Source organism: Psychrobacter sp. FME6, assembly GCF_014861365.1.
Taxonomy (GTDB): Bacteria; Pseudomonadota; Gammaproteobacteria; order Pseudomonadales; family Moraxellaceae; genus Psychrobacter.
The window spans coordinates 51,422-71,162 of record NZ_RRYW01000001.1; the positions used below are offsets into that span (position 1 = coordinate 51,422).

Annotated in this window: 15 protein-coding genes; 10 read left to right on the forward strand and 5 right to left on the reverse strand. The window is 42.4% G+C overall.

Going from position 1 to position 19,741, the window contains the following annotated elements:
- The first annotated feature begins 184 nt into the window (after nt 1-184).
- The 3 genes from hrpA (at nt 185) to EI162_RS00210 (ending at nt 5,891) form a co-directional block, all read left to right on the forward strand.
- Nucleotides 185-4,372 carry an ATP-dependent RNA helicase HrpA gene (gene hrpA / locus EI162_RS00200; RefSeq protein ID WP_192522452.1) on the forward strand — a complete coding sequence of 1,396 codons (4,188 nt, stop codon included), beginning with the start codon at nt 185-187 and terminating at the stop codon, nt 4,370-4,372.
- A gap of 683 nt (nt 4,373-5,055) precedes the next feature.
- Nucleotides 5,056-5,367, forward strand: a complete 312-nt coding sequence (locus EI162_RS00205) for a hypothetical protein (protein WP_192522415.1) — start codon at nt 5,056-5,058, stop codon at nt 5,365-5,367.
- Between the two features lie 20 nt (nt 5,368-5,387).
- Nucleotides 5,388-5,891, forward strand: a complete 504-nt coding sequence (locus EI162_RS00210; protein ID WP_192522416.1) for a GlcG/HbpS family heme-binding protein — start codon at nt 5,388-5,390, stop codon at nt 5,889-5,891.
- 71 nt (nt 5,892-5,962) lie between these two features.
- Here the strand turns inward: EI162_RS00210 and aspA are convergent, their stop codons facing one another.
- Both aspA and EI162_RS00220 read right to left on the reverse strand, forming a co-directional pair.
- Nucleotides 5,963-7,375: an aspartate ammonia-lyase gene (gene aspA / locus EI162_RS00215; protein ID WP_192522417.1), complete on the reverse strand. Its 1,413-nt coding sequence runs from the start codon at nt 7,373-7,375 to the stop codon at nt 5,963-5,965.
- A 152-nt stretch (nt 7,376-7,527) separates the two neighbouring features.
- Entirely contained in the window at nt 7,528-7,857 is a 330-nt protein-coding gene (locus EI162_RS00220; RefSeq protein WP_192522418.1) for a hypothetical protein, read from the reverse strand.
- A gap of 241 nt (nt 7,858-8,098) precedes the next feature.
- Between EI162_RS00220 and EI162_RS00225 the strand changes: the two genes are divergently transcribed.
- The 4 genes from EI162_RS00225 (at nt 8,099) to EI162_RS00240 (ending at nt 12,678) form a co-directional block, all read left to right on the forward strand.
- Nucleotides 8,099-8,701 carry a class I SAM-dependent methyltransferase gene (locus EI162_RS00225; RefSeq protein WP_192522419.1) on the forward strand — a complete coding sequence of 201 codons (603 nt, stop codon included), beginning with the start codon at nt 8,099-8,101 and terminating at the stop codon, nt 8,699-8,701.
- A 259-nt stretch (nt 8,702-8,960) separates the two neighbouring features.
- A complete protein-coding gene (locus tag EI162_RS00230; protein ID WP_225735144.1) occupies nt 8,961-9,578 on the forward strand; it encodes a hypothetical protein in 618 nt (205 codons plus the stop codon).
- 284 nt (nt 9,579-9,862) lie between these two features.
- Nucleotides 9,863-11,476, forward strand: a complete 1,614-nt coding sequence (locus EI162_RS00235) for a Dyp-type peroxidase (protein WP_225735145.1) — start codon at nt 9,863-9,865, stop codon at nt 11,474-11,476.
- Nucleotides 11,477-11,529: 53 nt separating this feature from the next.
- On the forward strand, nt 11,530-12,678 hold the full coding sequence (locus EI162_RS00240; protein ID WP_192522420.1) for a catalase family protein: 1,149 nt from the start codon (nt 11,530-11,532) through the stop codon (nt 12,676-12,678).
- Nucleotides 12,679-12,899: 221 nt separating this feature from the next.
- Here EI162_RS00240 and EI162_RS00245 read toward each other — a convergent pair whose 3' ends face one another.
- The 3 genes from EI162_RS00245 to pnuC form a co-directional block, all read right to left on the reverse strand.
- Nucleotides 12,900-13,799: a DMT family transporter gene (locus tag EI162_RS00245; RefSeq protein WP_192522421.1), complete on the reverse strand. Its 900-nt coding sequence runs from the start codon at nt 13,797-13,799 to the stop codon at nt 12,900-12,902.
- 81 nt (nt 13,800-13,880) lie between these two features.
- A complete protein-coding gene (locus tag EI162_RS00250; RefSeq protein ID WP_192522422.1) occupies nt 13,881-14,480 on the reverse strand; it encodes an AAA family ATPase in 600 nt (199 codons plus the stop codon).
- Complete coding sequence (gene pnuC / locus EI162_RS00255) at nt 14,431-15,183, reverse strand: nicotinamide riboside transporter PnuC (RefSeq protein WP_192522423.1); 753 nt, start codon at nt 15,181-15,183, stop codon at nt 14,431-14,433. Before pnuC ends, EI162_RS00250 begins: the two co-directional genes overlap by 50 nt.
- 353 nt (nt 15,184-15,536) lie before the next feature.
- Here pnuC and EI162_RS00260 point away from each other — a divergent pair, with 353 nt between their 5' ends.
- From EI162_RS00260 to lysS, 3 genes are all read left to right on the forward strand, one after another.
- Nucleotides 15,537-16,682 carry a beta-ketoacyl-ACP synthase III gene (locus EI162_RS00260; protein ID WP_192522424.1) on the forward strand — a complete coding sequence of 382 codons (1,146 nt, stop codon included), beginning with the start codon at nt 15,537-15,539 and terminating at the stop codon, nt 16,680-16,682.
- A gap of 251 nt (nt 16,683-16,933) precedes the next feature.
- On the forward strand, nt 16,934-18,025 hold the full coding sequence (prfA, locus tag EI162_RS00265; RefSeq protein ID WP_192522425.1) for a peptide chain release factor 1: 1,092 nt from the start codon (nt 16,934-16,936) through the stop codon (nt 18,023-18,025).
- Nucleotides 18,026-18,165: 140 nt separating this feature from the next.
- Nucleotides 18,166-19,704 carry a lysine--tRNA ligase gene (lysS, locus tag EI162_RS00270; protein ID WP_192522426.1) on the forward strand — a complete coding sequence of 513 codons (1,539 nt, stop codon included), beginning with the start codon at nt 18,166-18,168 and terminating at the stop codon, nt 19,702-19,704.
- The last annotated feature ends 37 nt before the right edge of the window (nt 19,705-19,741 follow it).

The following is a 19,741-nucleotide window of genomic DNA, read 5'->3' on the forward strand; positions in this document are numbered from 1 at the left end:
CCAACTTGAATCACTGCCAAATTACCCCCATAATCTAGTCACTTCCAAATAATAAATAGCCTAAGTAAATATGCCCAATACTTCTAAGAATGCCTCAGAAATGCCTACTGAAAACAAAACTAATGAACTAAGCTCCGATGAAATAAGTAAAGTAGCAACCCCAAATAACGATGACTCAAATATCATGGCAAACAATGATAAAGCGCAAGCGCAAACGCAAACTAAGGTCGCTACTGATTTACCCGTTCTTGCCAAAGATAGTTATTATTTAAGCCGTCTGGAGCGTGAATTGGCTCGTGCTGCTGTGGCAAAAAATAAAAAACCGAATGCTAAGACTGATAACGGCGATAATAATAAAGCAGACGATGTGCTGACTAAAAAACGGGCGCAATATGACAAAATAAAAACCCGTTCACAGCAAGCGGTACAGGCACGTATAGATAGTATTCCGAATGATTTACCAGCCAAATTAAACCTTGATTTGCCGGTTAGTCAACGTGCTGAGGATTTAATCCAAGCGATTACCGACAACCAAATCATTATCGTAGCGGGTGAGACAGGCTCTGGTAAAACCACGCAGTTGCCAAAGCTTGCGATGCTGGCAGGTCGCGGTATTACTGGGCAAATAGGGCATACGCAGCCGCGAAGACTGGCGGCAAGAAGTGTATCGAATCGAATTGCGGAAGAGTTGGGTGAGCAGTTAGGCAATACCGTTAGTTTCAAGATTCGCTTTAATGAGCAGGGCACAGCGCAGTCTGTCGTTAAGTTGATGACCGATGGTATTTTACTGGCTGAATTGGGTCATGACAGGTTTCTCAGTAAATACGACACTATTATCATCGATGAAGCGCATGAGCGTAGTTTAAACATCGACTTTATTATGGGTTATCTCAAGAAGCTCCTGCCCAAGCGTCCTGATTTAAAAGTGATTATTACCTCGGCAACGCTTGATACCAAGCGTTTTAGCGAATACTTTAGTCGTTATGATAATAAGCTAAAACGGCAAGTTCCTGCACCTATCTTTAATGTCGAAGGGCGCAGCTTTCCTGTAGAAGTGCGTTATCGTCCGTTGACTGATGAGCCGGTGACCAGCTCTGATGATGATAGCTATGATGACTTTGAAGATAATTTACCGCGTGCGGTGGTTGCTGCGGTAGATGAGTGTTTTAGTGATGCGCAAAACAAAGGTCATGCCGACCAAGCCGATATCTTGATATTTGCTGCCACTGAAGCGGAGATTCGTGAGACGCAAGAAATACTTGTGCGTCACGGGCCCAAGCATACCGAAGTATTGCCATTATTTGCACGTCAAACTTATGAAGAACAGCAGCGTATTTTTCAACCCTCGGGTCGAGGTCGGCGTATCGTTATCGCCACCAACGTAGCTGAGACTGCGCTGACCGTACCTGGTATTCGCTATGTGATTGATTTGGGTTTTGCGCGGATTTCGCGTTATTCTTATCGTTCACGTGTCCAGCGTTTACCAATTGAAGCCATCTCACAAGCCGCCGCCAATCAGCGTAAGGGTCGTTGTGGTCGCGTGGCGCCCGGTGTTTGTATTCGACTCTATAGTGAGGAAGACTTTAGCGGTCGTCCAGAATTCACCGAGCCGGAAATTCTGCGTACTAATTTAGCGTCAGTCATTTTGCAGATGGCAAACCTGCGCTTAGGCAGTGTCGATGATTTTGCGTTTATCGAGCCACCTGATAGCCGCTTGGTCACGGATGGTCATAAATTACTTGATGAGCTAGGCGCGATTACGTCCAAAAACGCAACCACGTCTACCAAGTCAAAACCTGCAAAAGGTTTGGATCATCTACGACTGACAGCAACCGGTCAAAAGATGGCGCGTATGCCAATCGACCCAAGGCTAGCGCGCATGCTGGTCGCTGGTTCTGATTTCGACTGTATTCGCGAAATGCTAATCGTTGTTGCCGCGCTTGCGGTACAAGACCCGCGCGAACGTCCCGCTAATAAGCGCCAGCAAGCTGACCAAAAGCATGCTGAATTTCGCCAAGATGATTCTGACTTTTTATTCTATTTAAGTCTGTGGAAGGCGCTGTTTGAAAAAGATGAAAACGGCAATAAGCTGTCGGGCAATCAGCGTAGACAGTTTGCTAAGAAAAACTACCTCAGTTTTCCGCGCGTGCGTGAGTGGCATCAAACGCATCGTCAGCTGGTACAAATGGTCACTGAGCTTAATCTAACGGATGCTAGTGATTCAAAAAGTGCTGCTAAAAATAGCTCAACAAAAAATACCACCAGCGACCCGACAGCGATTGAAGATGAAGCGCTTAAAGCGGTTAAATACGCCAATTTACACCGTGCCTTGCTAACCGGTTTATTGTCTATTATTGCCCATAAAACCGAAAATCGCGGTGAGTACTTAGCGGCTCGTCAGCAAAAAACCAAGATATTCCCAGCCAGCACCGTATTTAAGCAGATACCGCCGTGGGTGATGGCATTTGAGATGGTCGAAACATCACAAGTCTTTATGCGTACCGTTGCCAAGATTGAACCTGAATGGATTATTTCTGCCGCGGGTAACTTATTAAAATATCACTATTTTGAACCACATTGGTCGAAAAAGACGGGGCGGGTTAAAGCCTACGCCCAAATCAGCTTATTTGGTCTGATTATTATCAGTAAGCAGTTGGCCAACTATGAGCAAGTTAACTTAATAGAGTCACGAGAAATCTTTATTCGTGATGGTCTAGTGACCGGTAATCTGGGTCGCCAAGCGCCTTTTTTACAGCATAATATGGATAAGGTTGCCGACATTGAACGTATTGAAGATAAGTTACGTCGGCGTGATTTATTGGTCGATGAAGAATCACTGTATCAGTTTTATGATAAAAAAATCCCTGAGCATATTGCCAGCCGTAAAACGTTTGAAGATTGGCGTGCCGAGGTTGAAAAAACCGATACTAAGTATTTATTCTTTACCGATGAAGACGTCCTCAACAGCCAAGCACCCACTACAGGCGACTTTCCAGAAGTTTGGAGACTGGGTGACTTAAAGCTACCGTTACGCTATGTTTTTGACCCTGCCAGCGATGATGATGGGGTCACTATTCGTGTACCGCTTGTTGCTTTGCCGCAGCTTGATGCAATTGAGCTATTATGGGGTGTACCTGGCTGGCGTTTTGAGCTAGTATTACAGTTACTAAAATCTTTACCAAAAGACATTCGCCGTCAGATTGTACCGATTCCTGACACTGCCGATAGCTTGTTTGATGAATTGCAGCCCGCTGGTGAACAAGGATTACTAAAACAGCTTTGCCAAGCACTTAATCGCCGTGGCATCATGTCAGTGACACCTGATAATTTTAACCCGTCTACTATCGATCGCTATCTACAGCCACAAATCTGCGTGGTCGATGATAAAAACCGTATCATCGAAAAAGGACGCGACCTACAAACGCTACAAATTCGCCATGCCTCTGAAACTCGCCAAGCCGTGAATGAACAACAAGGCGCTCATACAGAATTCCCTGAGCATTTTGCTTTTAGTAAGAACCATCATAGTGCAGGCGTAGTAATGAAGCAGTTTGCCGCTTTGGTCGCTGATGAGGCAGGCGAGGCAGTATCTATCCATCAATACACTGATGTCAATGCTGCATTGCAGGCGCACCGTAATGGGGTGCTGACTTTAATGAAAGGTAAGCTTGGCGCGAAGAAAAAGCAGCTAACCAGTCAGGTGGATAAAATATTTAAATTGGCGTTTGCCCCGCTTGGCGATATGGAAAAGCTCAAAACCATCATTATAGATGCAACGTTAGATGCAGCACTAGAAGAACACTATGTGTTATTCGACCATACTACAGACTTACCTGAAAGCGCCGATAACATTGCGATTGGACTCAGTGAAGAGCTGCCATTTACTCCTGAAGAATACAATCAAACGCTTGATGTGGTATTAACTAACTTCTTGTTAATCGGTCAAACAGTCATAAAAACGCTCAAAAACGTTTATACTCGTTGGCAACGTATCCGCCAGAGTTTGCTGATGCTCGATCGTGAGATATTCGGCGAGTCTATTGAAGATATCGAAGATCAATTAGAAGATTTACATTTGGCTGATTTTGTCTACCGTATGGATTACAGTCATTGGCAACAGTATCCGCGCTACCTAGAGGCGTTGGAAGTTCGTATAGAACGCCTCGAGCACAATATCGAAGCTGATCTTGATGGCGTCTATGCCCTTGACTTACATATGGAGCGCCTAGCTGGACGCGCCAATGATAAAGCCATTAGCGACTATCGCTGGATGGTAGAAGAATATCGCATTCAACTGTTCGCCCAACCGATGAAAACCCGTATGGCCGTATCACCCAAACGTCTTAGTAAAATGTGGGATAAGACGACTTGATGAGGCGTGGTGTTCTAATCATCGTCTGTACATAGAGTTGATTCACTTTAAAACCGACACAGTAAGTGCTATTGGCTATAAATTTATCTCTTTTTTCAGTTCTTATCGCCGTTTTGCTTTTAATAGCTTAATTCTTGATTACCCTGTCTTTAGTTGTTCAGCTTTTAGTTATCACGATTAAAAGCTGACATTTGATTAAGCAGCTCATCTAGTTATTTTATACACTATCATGATATTGGCTGGTAGCTTATACCTAGCAGCCTTTCCTAAAATGATAAATATTGAAGAAGTCGCTAGGCATTGGCTTTTCTTCAATGCTTTTATCAACCATGGACATCTCTTTATTTATCAAAAAGTGCCGTAAAGCCACGTCCTTCTATGGGGTGGATGTAAGGCATAAATAATACTAAATTCTGCGCTTATTGTGTTACCTATGTTATGTACGGGTATGTTTCCTCTATTGCTGCCTTGGATTGGTCGACGACTCAGCGAGAGCGCATGGATATCTAGTAGATTATTTGCCATTGCCTCAGCAAGCTTGTGGCGTCTATGGCTAGATACCAGTTGGGCTTTGATTGCCAGCGCGCTAATAGGCGGTACTATCATCGAATCGCTTAGATCGCCGCCCGTGGTTATTTTTTGCTATAGGCATTCAGGTTATCGGTTTTATAGGGTTAATGCTGATGCCAGCATCACTACTTATTCTTTGGGTCGCTATGATTGGTTGTGGACTTGGTGCTTGTTTTTCACTGACATTGACCGTGGCGCTTGATCACTTATCAGATCCTAAGTTGGCTGGCGCATTGACAGCATTTGTACAAGGTATTGGCTTTATTATTACCGCAATTATTCCGTACTTTGCCGGATTTTTGCGTCAGTGGTCGGGTAGTTTTCAGTCAGTTTGGCTGATGTTACTTATCACACTGGTGAGCATGCTGATCGTCACTATGAGATTTGCTCCTCAAAATTATGCAAAGGTAATGAATTATTCATAAAACTAAATCAAGGATTGAAAATGGAAAATATAGCTATGGATGGCATATGCAATCACAAAGTTCATGAAAATTATGTAGAAAAAGTCTCGTTACTAACGGGTGAGATGGCACAGAAGATAGCAAATGCTGCTTTTTTGGCCGCACAAAATTATCGGTTAATGGTGTCGATTACGGTTGTTGATCGCTCAGGACAGACGCTGGCTTTTTTAAGGGACCATCGAGCAGGGGTACATACTATCCGCTCTAGTTATAAAAAAGCTTACACTGCTAACTCACAAAAAAGAGAAACAGCAGTGATTGGTAAAGGGGTTAAAGACGGCACGATTCCTGAAGATATAAGATACTTAGATGAAAACATACTAATAATGGATGGTGGTATACCTATTTCTATAGATGGTGTTGTGGTTGGCGGTATTGGTGTAGGCGGCGCTCATGGTAGTGAGGATGTTCAAATTGCTAAAGCAGGATTGAAGGCTTTAGAGACGACGGGTTGGACTCAGCTTAAAAAAACCGAACTGTCATAATGGTTTTTACTGCACAAAAAAGGCTGGATTAGCAATCGCTAATCCAGCCTTTTTATTGAGTTGCAGACAAATTACAGTAAGGCTTTAACCTTTGGATAAACCATATTAGCAGGAGAGAGGATATCATCCAACGTCGCTTTGTCCATCAGCTTTTCTTCTAAAACGATGTCATAAACACTGCCGCCGGTTTCTTGTGCTTTTCTAGCAACATAAGAAGAAGAGTCATAACCCAGATGTGGGTTAAGGGCAGTCACAAGACCGATATTGTTGAATACTTCGACGTTACAAGCCTCGTTATTCATGATGAGGCCATCGATACAGCGTGTGGCAAATATCTCGCAAATATTAGCCAGCATACTCATACCAGTAAATAAGTTAAAGGCAATCACTGGCTCAAAAACGTTGAGTTGTAGCTGACCATTTTCAGACGCCATGACGATGGTATTATCGATACCCATGACTTGAAAACAGGCTTGATTCACCACTTCTGGGATGACTGGATTTACTTTGCCAGGCATAATTGAGCTGCCAGGCTGCATTTCAGGCAAACGATATTGCGCCAAACCAGCACGAGGACCAGAAGACTGTAAACGTAAATCATGCGCAATTTTAGATAAGCGCGCAGCGAGTAGGCGTAAGTTACCAGACAAAGCCACATAAGCGCTGGTGTCTTGGGTGGCTTCAATCAAGTCTTCAGCGATATAGTAAGGTCTACCAGTCAGCTCAGATAAGGTCTTGGCAACCTCTTCTGAATAGCCAGCTGGCGCATTCAGACCTGTGCCAATCGCTGTACCACCCATATTGATTTCATGAAATAGCGCACGAGTCGCTTCGATTCGCTCCATTTCTTTTTTTATCATCGTTGCAAAAGCATTAAACTCTTGACCCGCTGTCATAGGCACGGCATCTTGCAAATGGGTGCGGCCCATTTTTAGCTTGTCAGCCAGCTCAACACTTTTATTTTTAAAGCTATTGTACAAAACATCCATTTTGGCAAGCAAGCGAACGCAATAATCATCTAAGGCGACATTCATCGCAGTGGGGTAAGCGTCGTTGGTGGACTGTGAAAGGTTAACATCGTTATTTGGGTGTACGTACTGATATTCACCTTTTTTGTGACCTAAAATTTCTAATGCACGATTGGCGATCACTTCGTTGGCGTTCATGTTAGTTGAAGTACCAGCGCCGCCCTGAAACATATCAACAATAAACTCATCATGGTATTTATTAGCGATCAAATCATCGCAAGCAGCCACAATAGCGTCTTTGGTTGTTTCGTTTAACACGCCTACTTTATTATTGGCAATGGCAGCTGCTTTTTTGACGGTCGCAAGTGCGCGAATAAAAGTAGAAAATTGATGTAAGCGTACACCACTGACGGTGAAGTTTTCAAAAGCACGTAAGGTTTGGATACCATAGTAAGCATCGGCGGGTACGTCACGATAGCCGAGTAAATCATGTTCTTGGCGCGTAGTAGTGGTCATTCAATAAACTTCCTTTAGTAAAAACTTTAATCATTGTAGATAGCATTATAGCGTAAGTGTTTTATATTAGGATTAATAATGAAAATTTATTATATGACGCATAATTAAGTCAGACGAGCCTGATACCGTATCGGACAGACTGTCGTTAATATTTAGTGACGGATGTTTTCTGTCATTACTCCCATGTTATAAAGTATGAAGGCAATCACTGTCAGTGCGACAATGAATGGTGTGAGCATCCAAATGATAATGTTAATTATTAACGATGGCACCAATCCGTTAAATAAAAGAAGGTTTGGGGCAAAAAAATCGGTCATCACATCGATTGAACGCTTAGCAATAGGAAACAATAAAGTACTTAGCCCCAACATATAAACGTACTTACCAAAGCTAGGGTCACTCATTAGTATTGTAAAGTAAAACGCTGAGAAGAAAGCCATGCCTAACGCCCAGCATTTAAGAGTGTAGCTTAAATGAATCATATTACTTCCTCCCAAGGCATTATTGTGGTGGCAGCCAAAACACGCCTCTAATACTTTCATTATAGTGAATATACTATATATGTTATATTATGAATATATAGACTAAGTCAACTGTTTTCTATAATTATCTTCATTTTACTAATCACTCACTGGGTGTTAGCTTTATACATAAGCATTTATCAGCTAATAATAAATAGCCTAAGTAGTAATAAATAATTAAGAACTAAAAAAGGAAAATAAAATGTGGAACGAACGCTATAACGAAGCGGAGTACATCTTTGGCACAGAACCCAATGATTTTCTAAAAGAAAATTTTCAGAAAATAGCAGCAGGTGGCAAGGTTTTATGTTTGGCTGAAGGCGAAGGCAGGAATGCGGTGTTTTTAGCGGAGCAAGGCTATCAAGTCACCGCCATGGATATGTCTGAAGTGGGCTTAAATAAAGCGTTAAAGCTGGCGCAAGATAGAGGCGTGCAGGTTACCACGCAGGTTGCCGACTTAGCCGACTATAATTTTGGAGAAGAGCAGTGGGATAGTATCGTCTCTATTTGGGCGCATTTACCCGACGCTGTCCGTCGACACGTTCATGCCCAAATTGTACCGGCATTAAAACCAAATGGGGTATTTATCCTTGAAGCTTACACCGAACAGCAATTAACTATGGATGCTGTCGGTGGACCACCAGAGACGCAAAGAGAGCGTTTTGGTTCGTTAACAGTTTTACGTAGTGAACTGGCAGCGTTAGAAGAAATAACCGGTACTGAAAAACAGCGTATGATTTCAGAAGGTAAGCGCCATCAAGGCTTGAGTGCGGTGGTTCAGTTTATTGCTAAGAAAGACAGCTAGGATCTGATAAAAAGTATTTAAAAGAAATGTTTTGAAACTTTGTCGACTTAATGTGAAGAGAAAAGGGTTTGCGTTAATCAGGTGTTCTGTTTTGTTGAGTTAAATTGCTCTGTTTTGATTCAATATTTATTTTTGCTATGGTAGTTGGAAATAAGTCTATGGGCGTATGAAAGGCTTGTTTTTTTAGTTATGAAAAATAATTAACAATACTAAATTCTCAATATTATAAAAACGATAATTAACTATAAGGGCAGAAACTATGAGTAATAGTGCTAAAAATAAAAGAAAGCATATCATCGATAACTCTGAAGACCTAAAAGATAAAATTACTGAGTCTATTGATGATTTTAAGCTACGGGCTGAGCTGTTGGTCGCCAATTTAAAAGAAGGCGGCGATGATGGCTATGATCATTCGACAAGCACTGCCGGTGAAAAAGGGCTTAAATCGGGTAAAGTTTCAGAGCTGACGGTTATTGCACCTCTGAAAGAGGGCGGTGCTGAGCGTTTAAGAAAAGTTTTGGAAATCGCTGGTGGTAATTTAGAAGGGGCAACGCGAGTTGGTACGCTACACGACTTACGCTTTGTATTTTTAGATGATGACACTAGAGTGTTGTTTTGTACCGCTTATGATGGCGATTGGGACCCTTATATCGACGACTTTGCGACCAAAATTCCTGAGCTAATGGATATCTTGTTTGGTAGTGTCAAAGGCTGGCCTGGTATTAAAGACCCCAGTGTTAAGCAATTTATTTTAGACCATCAAATTACAGCAGCCGGTTGGTATGTCGGTGTACCACATCTAACCATTCAAGATATCCGCCGCCAAGATCGTATTGTCAAAGGTATCAATAAAGCCTTAGACGAAGCACAGTCTTAACGTCAGCTGTGAACCAGTATGCTGTTATTAATAAGCAGCTATAGATAAGCTGCTATCTATATCACCCTTTTAAAATGGGCTGGGTGAGATAGTTAGTTCAATATAAAAGAGATACAGCGGGGCTGGAATAAATTTTTTGTAGCCTCTGTCGGCGTAGGCACAGCAAGCAAGAAAAATTTGTACCAGTCACGCAGCATAGTATCGTGTATCTATTTTATTCAGTATCAGCTATATAGAGAATAAGGGCGGCATAAATCAATATAACTATAAAAATAGGTTGAATAATGAGTACAAATACTTCTAATAATGATAAGAAAAACGACAGCACTCAAAGCAATGACCACCAAAATAACCCTCAGCAAGAAAATAAATCTAACAATAGTTTGGGGGATAAACTGCATGACTTAAAAGATGAGTTTGGCAATCGTATCGAGGACAGTAAGTTTGAATCTTGGTTACAAGATATCAAAAAAGAAGTCGGTGATGGTATTGAAACATTGACTCATAAAGCGCGCGGGGTGTTCAATCCTAATTTAGTGAGCATGGAATTAGAAGACATCCAATCCATTATTTTACGAGATCGTCCGACGCCTTATTTTGGGACGGTCGTTGCGCTTAAAATTAATAATGCTAAAGTTGGGCGACAAATGCTCGCGCAAGTTTTGGCTGATGTCACTGGTAGTAAAGAATGGCATAAAGATATGGAAGCCACGCTATCTGTGGTCATGACTTATGCCGGTCTAGAGGCGTTGGATGTACCGCAATCCTCGTTAGATAGCTTTCCAGACTCTTTTAAAGCAGGTATGGCAGGACGGGCTGATAAACTGCGTGATAATGGCGTGAACGCACCACAAAATTGGGCAGCACCGTTTGGTGAACAAGGCGATGTTCATGTTTGCGCAGCCATCATCGCAGATAGCAAAGACAAATGGCAAGTAAAGCTTAGCGAGCTAAAAGACAATATTAAGTCACATATCAATAAAGACGATCCTGCCAGTGGTGACATTGAAATCCTAATGGAGCATGATTTTGGCTCTGATAATAATGTCAAAAATGTCTTTGGTTATCGTGATGGTATTAGTAATCCAGAAATCAAAGGCAGCGGTATTCAGACACCACCAAGCAACACGGATGACGCCATTGCAGCGGGCGAGTTTGTACTGGGCTATAAAGGTGAAGCGGGTACGATACCGCCTATGCCGCAGCCTGAAGTTTTGGGTAAAAACGGCTCGTTTATGGTATTAAGGGCTTATAACAGTCATGTTGCCGCTTTTAATAAATTTTTAAAAGACAACAGCGCAAGTGATGAAGCAGCTGAGTTACTGGGCGCGAAAATGTGGGGGCGTTGGCGTTCAGGTGCACCTTTAGTATTGTCGCCTGATTATGATGATGAGGCGCTGGGCGATGACCCAAACCGGAATAATGATTTTGGCTATAAAGACGACCCATATGGCAAAAAATGCCCGTTTGGTGCGCATACTAGACGTATGAACCCACGAGACAGCAAGGACTTTATTTTATCTGATGTGCGTATCCACCGAATTGTCAGACGTAGTGTGGGCTTCGGTGAGGTGTTACCAGCTGATGTCACCGAAGAGGATGGCAAAGAGCGTGGCTTGTTCTTTATTGGTATCAATGCCCATGCTATGGAAACGGTTGAATTTTTGCAATCTCAATGGATCAATGATGGTAACTTTATGAGTTTAGGCGAAGAAAAAGACCCTATGCTTGGCGTCCATCATGGCGATAAAGACGCGGCTGCCGATACTTTTACCGTTCCTGCCGAGCCAATTCGTCAGCGCTATCATGGTATCGAAACCTTTAATACCTTGTACGGTGGTGAATATTTATTTATCCCAAGTTTGTCGGCGTTGAAATGGATTAGTGAATTATCCTAAAAAAATAAATAATAAAAAATGCATATCTACTTATAAAAAAGGGCGAAAAAACCATGTTAAAGAAACTATTTAAACCTAAATATGTGCCATACGATAATAAGTATATTCAGTTATCAGAGCAGGATGAGCGTAATATTCGTACCATTACTGACGATATTAAAAACTATATTGCTAAAAGTGATGAAGCTAGTGGCATCGACTATCATACCCGCGATGCCCATGCCAAAGGTTATTGCGCACTGAAAGCGAAATTTGAGATTTTGGACAATATTCCTGCCGAGTATGCCCAAGGTTTTTATGCCACATCAGGTATTCATGATGCGGTTATTCGCTTCTCCAATGGCGCCTCTCGCGTGTCAGCCGATCGAGAACTTGGCTTAGCACAAGGTCTAGCCATTAAGGTGTTCGACGTACCCGGTGAGAAATTAGCGCCTGGTGAAGAGGATAGCCCTAATTTTGACTTTAACTTAATCAATCATCCGGTATTCTTTTGCAATAGAATCGAAGACTACGCTTATATCTCTAAGCTATTTTTAGAGATACCTAAATATGCTAAACAAGGCGCAGTCGGCAAAGCAAAATTAGCGTTTAACTGGTTGACCAACTATGGCTCAACTCTGCCAAGCAAAGAGTCATTAAAAACCTTTAAAGCATTGGGCGGGTTTACGACAATTGAGCCAAAAAATACTTTGCTTTATGATTTCCATTCGCAAGGCGTGGTACGTCATGGCGACTATATGGCTAAAATAAGAGTGACACCGACAACGGCATCGGCTAAAAAGATCACCCGTCGCGAAGTAGATATCGCTGCCAAAGAAGAAGCGATTGGTCCGCTGATTATCGATGAGATACGTGAGCACGATTATCAGTTTGAGGTGCAGATCCAGCTTTGTCGTAACCTTAAAAAGCAGCCGATTGAAGAGCTCACTACTGAATGGAAAGCGTCTGATACGCCTTTTGTGACAGTGGCAACGCTCACGATTCCTTGTCAAGATGTACCTGATGATGGCAATTTTGAGGTTATGGAAAACCTATCTTTTACGCCATTTCGTTGTTTAGAAGAAAACCGTCCGATTGGCAATCTACAGCAATCGCGATTAAAAGCTTATCAGATAGCCTCAGAGACACGCCATAAACTCAATGACGTCAAACGCCAAGAGCCTAAAAGTCTAAAAGAAACCTTTGATAAATCATTTTTTTAAATAGATGTTCAGGATTTTGTATTGACTAGGGTGTTTCAGTTCTACATATATAGTTAAAATACTTTACAAACGCTACGATACTGCGGGTATAGTTTTTTTGCAGCCTCTGTCTGCGTAGGCACAGCAAGCAAGGAAAAACTATACCAGCAGTACGTGATGTATCGATTTTACTTTTCACTGACTATATATCAAACGCTGAAGTTTGATCAGCCGTATATTGTCTATGACGTTAAGGGTTTTGGCATTTCTTTATTTAAAATAAACACCAATACCGCCCCTAAAATCACCACGCTTGCGATAACGAACGGTAGTGTCAATGGCTCAGATAAAAACACCATACCTAAGACAGCCGCTAACACAGGTACGCATAGCTGGACGACTGCCGCTTGGGTGCTTTTTAATAAGGGTAGTGCCATATACCAAATACTGTAACCGAGTCCAGAAGTTAAGGCTCCTGAAGCGGAAGCTAGTAATAGCCCTTCAATCCTGATGCTGTTGAGCTCATTCATGCCTAATAATAACAGTATAGGGATAACGGTTAGGCTTTTTATAAAGTTAAAGCCTGTAGCTCGTAATGGCGATATGCACGCTTTACCACGGATGCTATAAACACCCCAAGCAGCACCGCTTATTGCCATCATTAACGCGCCAAATAAAGAGGGTGTGGTAGCTGATGGCAACATCAAGTAGATAAAACCTGCGAAAGCTATCAATAGAGCTGTCCATTGCAGAGTATTTAAATGCTCTTTATTATAAATCCCCCAGCCAATCATCGTCAGCTGCACCGCTGAAAATAAAATAAGTGCGCCAGTTCCAGTATCAAGCTCTAGGTAAGCCACTGAAAGACACAGCGCATAAATCACTAAGCTTATGCTACTAAGCCAACTGCCTTTATCGTTTAAAATAGTGTCAGCAATACTGCCGTTTTGTTTTAAAGCGGTCTTTTTTAAATAGTGCGCCTGCATCGCCATGATAAGTCCGAGGCATGCTGCACCACTTAATAATCGAATCGCTGTGAAGTTCCAAGCATCAATATAGCCTTCTGCTAATGCCATCCTACAAAGCAATGAGTTGGCGGCAAACGCTATTAAAGCTGTCGTCGTGTACAAGATGACTTTCAAAATAAATCCTACAATCATTCATAGAGTTTTTGTGCTTAATTATCAATAATAGCCTAAGTATGGTTATTTAATTAAAAACGTTTACTCCAAAGCTCTTAACTCTAGCCACTTTACTACCTGTCGAACTCGTTCATCTCTATCACCGGCAATATATCGAAAAGGCTTTTGGTGGGTGTGTAGCTGACTGGCAAAATAAGCACTTATCTCTTCACGCTGATGTGGGCTATCACGCAAATCATCAGCGACCCACGGGATATCCACCTCGGTCAATAGTATCAAATCATAATGGTGCGCCAATGCTGCTTTGGTAAGCGCTTCAGGACAATCGCCATAATACCAATTGGCATAAATCATCAGCTCAAACAGGCTGGTATCACAGAATAAATAGTGGGCGTTATCTGGTGTTTGGGCGGCTTGTTCGGCGAGCTTATTCTCTAACTCAATCTGACCTTGGGCGATAGGTAATAAATCATCCCAGGTACAAGTAAGTTGCTGTTTATCCCATTTCGCTTGCAAGTACGTACGCATATATTCTGGCACCCAAGGAGACCCAAAGTGCGCTGCTAAATCGCGGCACAAGGTGGTCTTACCCGTACTCTCTGCCCCCAGTATAGCGACGTTAATGACGGATTTAGGCGTATGCTGCTTTAGGTTGCATACGGTAGCGTCGTTGCCATTCATAATATGCCCAAATTGCGATGAGAGTGAAGACGACGTATTGTAGCGCGGTAAAGGTTAAACCTTTATAAAAGTATAGCGGTACGGAGATAGCATCGGCGATGATCCATAATAGCCAGTGTTCAATCTTGCGCCGCGCCATCAGCCACATTGCCATCAAAAACAGCGCTGTAGTCAGCATGTCGGTATAATCCACCCAGGTAAATAAATGCAGACCTAATACGGCACCATCAAAGCTAAAGTTATTATTAATCACCGGTCTAAAATAATAGATCAACGCCACAAAAGCCGCAGTTGTAGTGGCCAGTAATGCCAATATAGGCAGGTCTTTTTTGCTTAAATGTTCCACTTCAATGGTATTTTGAGTATTATTATTTTCTGAGCCGCTATCATGCTGCTGGCTGGTTGGGTTTATATGATCTTGATACTGTGTGCGCTCTTTATTCTGCGTCCAGTTGATCCAACCATAGATGCTCATGACCGTGTAATAAGCGTTGATGAACATATCACCAAACAGCTGCCACTTCCACAGCAAGTAGACAAATATAGCAGTACTTACCAGTCCGACAGGAAAGACCAAGATATTGGTTCTGCTGGCGAGCATGACACTAGTAACCCCAAATACAACCGCCATCAATTCAAGCACTATAAATAGTGTGGGGTAGTCGGCGTATTGTCCAAATAACCAATTAAGAAGTTCTACCATTAGCATTACCAAATATGAGCGTTTATTATGTTTCGTTGATTTTGAGATTTCTAATAGATCAGGGCAAGTATCGTTGATAGCAGGTTATTACAATCGTCTCACTTTTACTCTGAACCGACTATCGTTTAAATTGCGCTAATTATAGCGCAGCTGTCGTAAAATAAAGCCAATCTTTACCTATTCCTGATAAGAAGCTGATTATTTGTAACAAAGTATTAGAAAAATAATAATATTCAGGCATAATAAAGGCACTGATTTTAAGTTTACAGTTATTCACTGAAATCAAACAACTGTTGTTTTTCACCTTTATGCTTATCCCAAGCCTTATATTGTAGTAGACAAGGAAGCTTATCATGACGACTTGTATCACAGGCACCGGCCTGTATATTCCCCCTTATAGCATCAGTAATGAAGAGCTAGTAGAGTCATTTAACCAGTATGTTGATAATTATAATACCAAACATGCCGACGACATCGAAGCAGGAACGGTTACCGCGCTTGAGCCTTCATCAGCAGCGTTTATCGAAAAAGTATCTGGTATTAAATCACGTTATGTGATGGAAAAAGACGGTATTTTAGACCCTGAAATCATGGCACCCGTGATTGCTTATCGTAATTTGGGCGAAGAGCTGTCTATCATGGCTGAGATGGGTGCTGCCGCGCTTAAAGACGCACTGGCAGACGCTGGACTTGAGGCCAATGATTTGGATGGTATCATCCTTGCCTGCTCAAACTTTCAGCGTACTTACCCTGCGGTTTCGATCGAGATTCAAAATGAGATCGGTATGGTGGGCGGCTTTGCTTATGATATGAACGTCGCTTGTAGTGCCGCGACTTTCGGTTTATCGCAAGCGCATGGCTCTATCGTTTCTGGCCTTGCTAAGCGCGTCGCTGTGGTCAACGTTGAGATTACCTCAGCGCATCTAAACTGGCGTAACCGTGACAGCCACTTTATTTTTGGTGACGTCGCCACTGCTTCTATCGTCGAAGATTTAGATACGCCAAGAGGCTATGAGATTTTGAATTCGAAGCTGTTCACTCAGTTTTCGACCAACATCAAAAACGAATATGGCTTTATGGATCGCTCAGAGTTCCTAGCAGCACAGACAGAGATGTATCCAGACCTTAAAGAGCCTGTGACTGATAAGCTGTTTTTACAAAATGGCCGTAAAGTATTCCGTGAGGTTTGCCCGAAGGTTTCAGAGGTTATCTCTGAGCATTTGCAAGAAAACGACATAGCAACGTCTGATGTGAAAATGATGTGGCTACACCAAGCTAATGCCAACATGCTGGATCTAATTTTGCGTACGGTTATCGGTAAAGAAGCAGACAAATCGATTGTCCCAAGCGTCATTGCAGAGTTTGCCAATACTAGCTCAGCCAGTCCGATGATTGTATTCCATCGCTATAAAGATGAGCTTGCCTCCGGTGATTTGGGCGTGATTTGCTCATTTGGCGCCGGTTATTCAATTGGATCAGTATTGGTTCGTAAAGTTTAGTTTTTTAAACCTTACCCTAAAGCTGTCATTATTATCAAAATAGCCAAGAACACTCTTGGCTATTTTTTTGTTTTCAATTTTTAAGCAGAGTTTATTTTTCCACCCAAACTATAAGAAAAAAGCGCCAATATCATAGAAACAACAAAAATGTTTGTCCATATATTGGCAAGATTGCTGAGAGGTTTTAATTTCATAGTAAAAATTTGCTATAATCACGGTCTTATTTCAATTATTCAATTAAAAGTCCTTTTATGAAAGAATCCTTACGACTGCGTTTAGACCAGATGGTAGACCGTTATGAAGAGGTCACCGCCTTATTATCAGACCCGAGTGTCATCAGCGATAATAATAAATTTCGTGAACTGTCCGTTGAGCACAGCGATTTGATGGAAATCACTACTTTATGGCAAAACTATGTGCGCGCAGAGACGGATCAAGCGGATGCAGAAGCGATGCTAGCTGATGCGACAGATCCTGACATGAAAGAGATGATGCAGGATGAAATCGAGAGCGCACATGATACCATTGTCGAAATGGAAGAGGCACTCAACGTCATGATGCTGCCAAAAGATCCCAATGATAAAGTACCAGCATTCTTGGAGATTAGAGCGGGAACGGGCGGTGATGAGGCGGCGATTTTCTCGGGTGATCTGTTCCGTATGTATCAAAAGTATGCCCAAAACCAAGGCTGGACGGTAGATATCCTGTCAGCCAATGAAGGCGAGCATGGCGGCTATAAAGAAATTATTACTCGTGTATCTGGTAATAGTGTTTATGGTCGCTTAAAGTTTGAGTCTGGTGCTCACCGCGTACAGCGGGTCCCTGAAACCGAAAGCCAAGGCCGTGTCCATACCTCAGCTTGTACCGTTGCGGTCATGCCAGAGGTTGAGATTGATGATACGGTCGATATCAATCCTGCCGATATTAAAATGGATACCTTTCGCTCAAGTGGCGCCGGTGGTCAGCACGTTAACACCACCGACTCAGCTGTACGCTTAACACATATTCCAACGGGTACCGTGGTAGAGTGTCAACAAGAACGCAGCCAGCACAAAAACCGCGCCCATGCGATGAAAATGTTGGTCTCCAAAATTCAACAAGTCAAGGTACAAGCGCAGGTCGATGTAGCGGATTCAATACGTCGCGACTTGGTCGGCAGTGGCGATCGCTCAGAGCGTATTCGCACTTATAACTTCCCGCAAGGACGTATGACCGACCATCGTATTAACCTGACTTTATACAAGCTTGATTCTATTATGGAAGGTGACTTGGATGAAATCCTTGATGCGCTGTTACGTGAACATCAGGCAGACTTGATGGCCAGTATTGGCGGCGGTGATTGATATAAGTGTTGTTATTTTCTTCAGTATGAAAAATATAACAGAGTTGTTCAGCTTTATTTTAAATGCTTTATTTGAATTTTTTATTTTAAGTTTATAGTTTTCGTTAATTCCATTAATTACCTAATAAGTTTGAGAGTGTTATGTCAAAGCCCAATAATCAAAATCAGAACCAAGAGCAAGTTCCAGAAGACGCTAATGAGCTGATTGCACAATTACAAGCTAAGCTAGATGATATCACTGCTTCAGGTAAACAGCCTTATCCCAACACCTTTAAACGCACCGACTATGCCCAAGATTTGCAAACTGCTTTTGAGGGGATCTCAAAACAAGAAATCGCTGACAATGATGCTAAAGGCGAGAAAACACAGGTCAATGTCGCTGGTCGGGTGATGCTCAACCGTGGTGCATTTATTGTTATCCAAGATATGACAGGCCGTATCCAATTATATGTGGCACGTAAAGAGCTTGATGATGAGACGCGTGCGAGTATTAAGTCACTAGATTTAGGTGATATCGTTGGTGTGTCAGGCTATATCGGTCGCTCAGGAAAAGGCGATTTGTATGTGCATATTGAAGAGTTTCATCTACTAACTAAAGCGCTACGTCCAATGCCAAATAAGTTTCATGGCCTAGCCGACGTGGAAGCGCGCTATCGCAATCGTCATCTTGATTTGATGACCAATGAAACAACCCGCGATACGTTTATGATTCGCAGCCAAGTGGTCAGCGGTATTCGCAAGTTTATGTTGAACGAACGTTTCATGGAAGTTGAAACGCCAATGATGCATCCTATCCCAGGTGGTGCGGTGGCACGTCCATTTGAGACCCATCATAATGCGCTAGATATGCCGTTGTATCTGCGTATCGCCCCTGAGCTTTATCTCAAACGCTTAGTCGTTGGTGGTTTTGAAAAAGTATTTGAGATTAACCGTAGTTTCCGCAATGAAGGTGTGTCAACCCGTCACAACCCTGAGTTCACCATGATTGAGTTTTATCAAGCTTATGCTGATTATCATGATTTGATGAATTTGACTGAGCGTTTGTTTAATGAATTAGCGTTGGATATTTTGGGTACGACTGAGATTACTTATCAAGAAGAAGCTATCAGCTTAAAAGCACCATTTATACGCCTATCTATGTCTGATGCCATTGCAAAATATGCTGAAAACTTCGATATGGCACGTATCAATGACCGTGAATACCTAGCAGAGTATGCATCGACGACGCTTAAGCAACAAGTAAAAGACGTGTTTGGTGTGGGTAAATTGCAGACTATTATCTTTGAAGAAACCGCTGAGCATCAATTACGTCAGCCAACCTTTATTACTGAATATCCAGCTGAAACCTCACCACTCGCACGTCGTAGCGATGACAATCCTGAGATTACCGATCGTTTCGAGCTATTTATCGGTGGTCGTGAATTGGCCAATGGCTTTAGTGAGCTCAATGATCCAGCGGATCAGGCAGAACGCTTCCGTGGGCAAGTTGCTGAAAAAGATGCTGGTGATGATGAAGCCATGCATTTTGATGAAGAGTATATAGAAGCGTTATCTTACGGCTTGCCGCCGACAGCAGGAGAGGGTATTGGTATTGACCGTTTGGTTATGTTGTTTACCGACTCTGCCAGTATTCGTGATGTGATTTTATTTCCACACATGCGCCGTAAACTAGAGAGTTAAAGCGAGCTGCTTGCCATACATCCCTGCTGGCACTAAA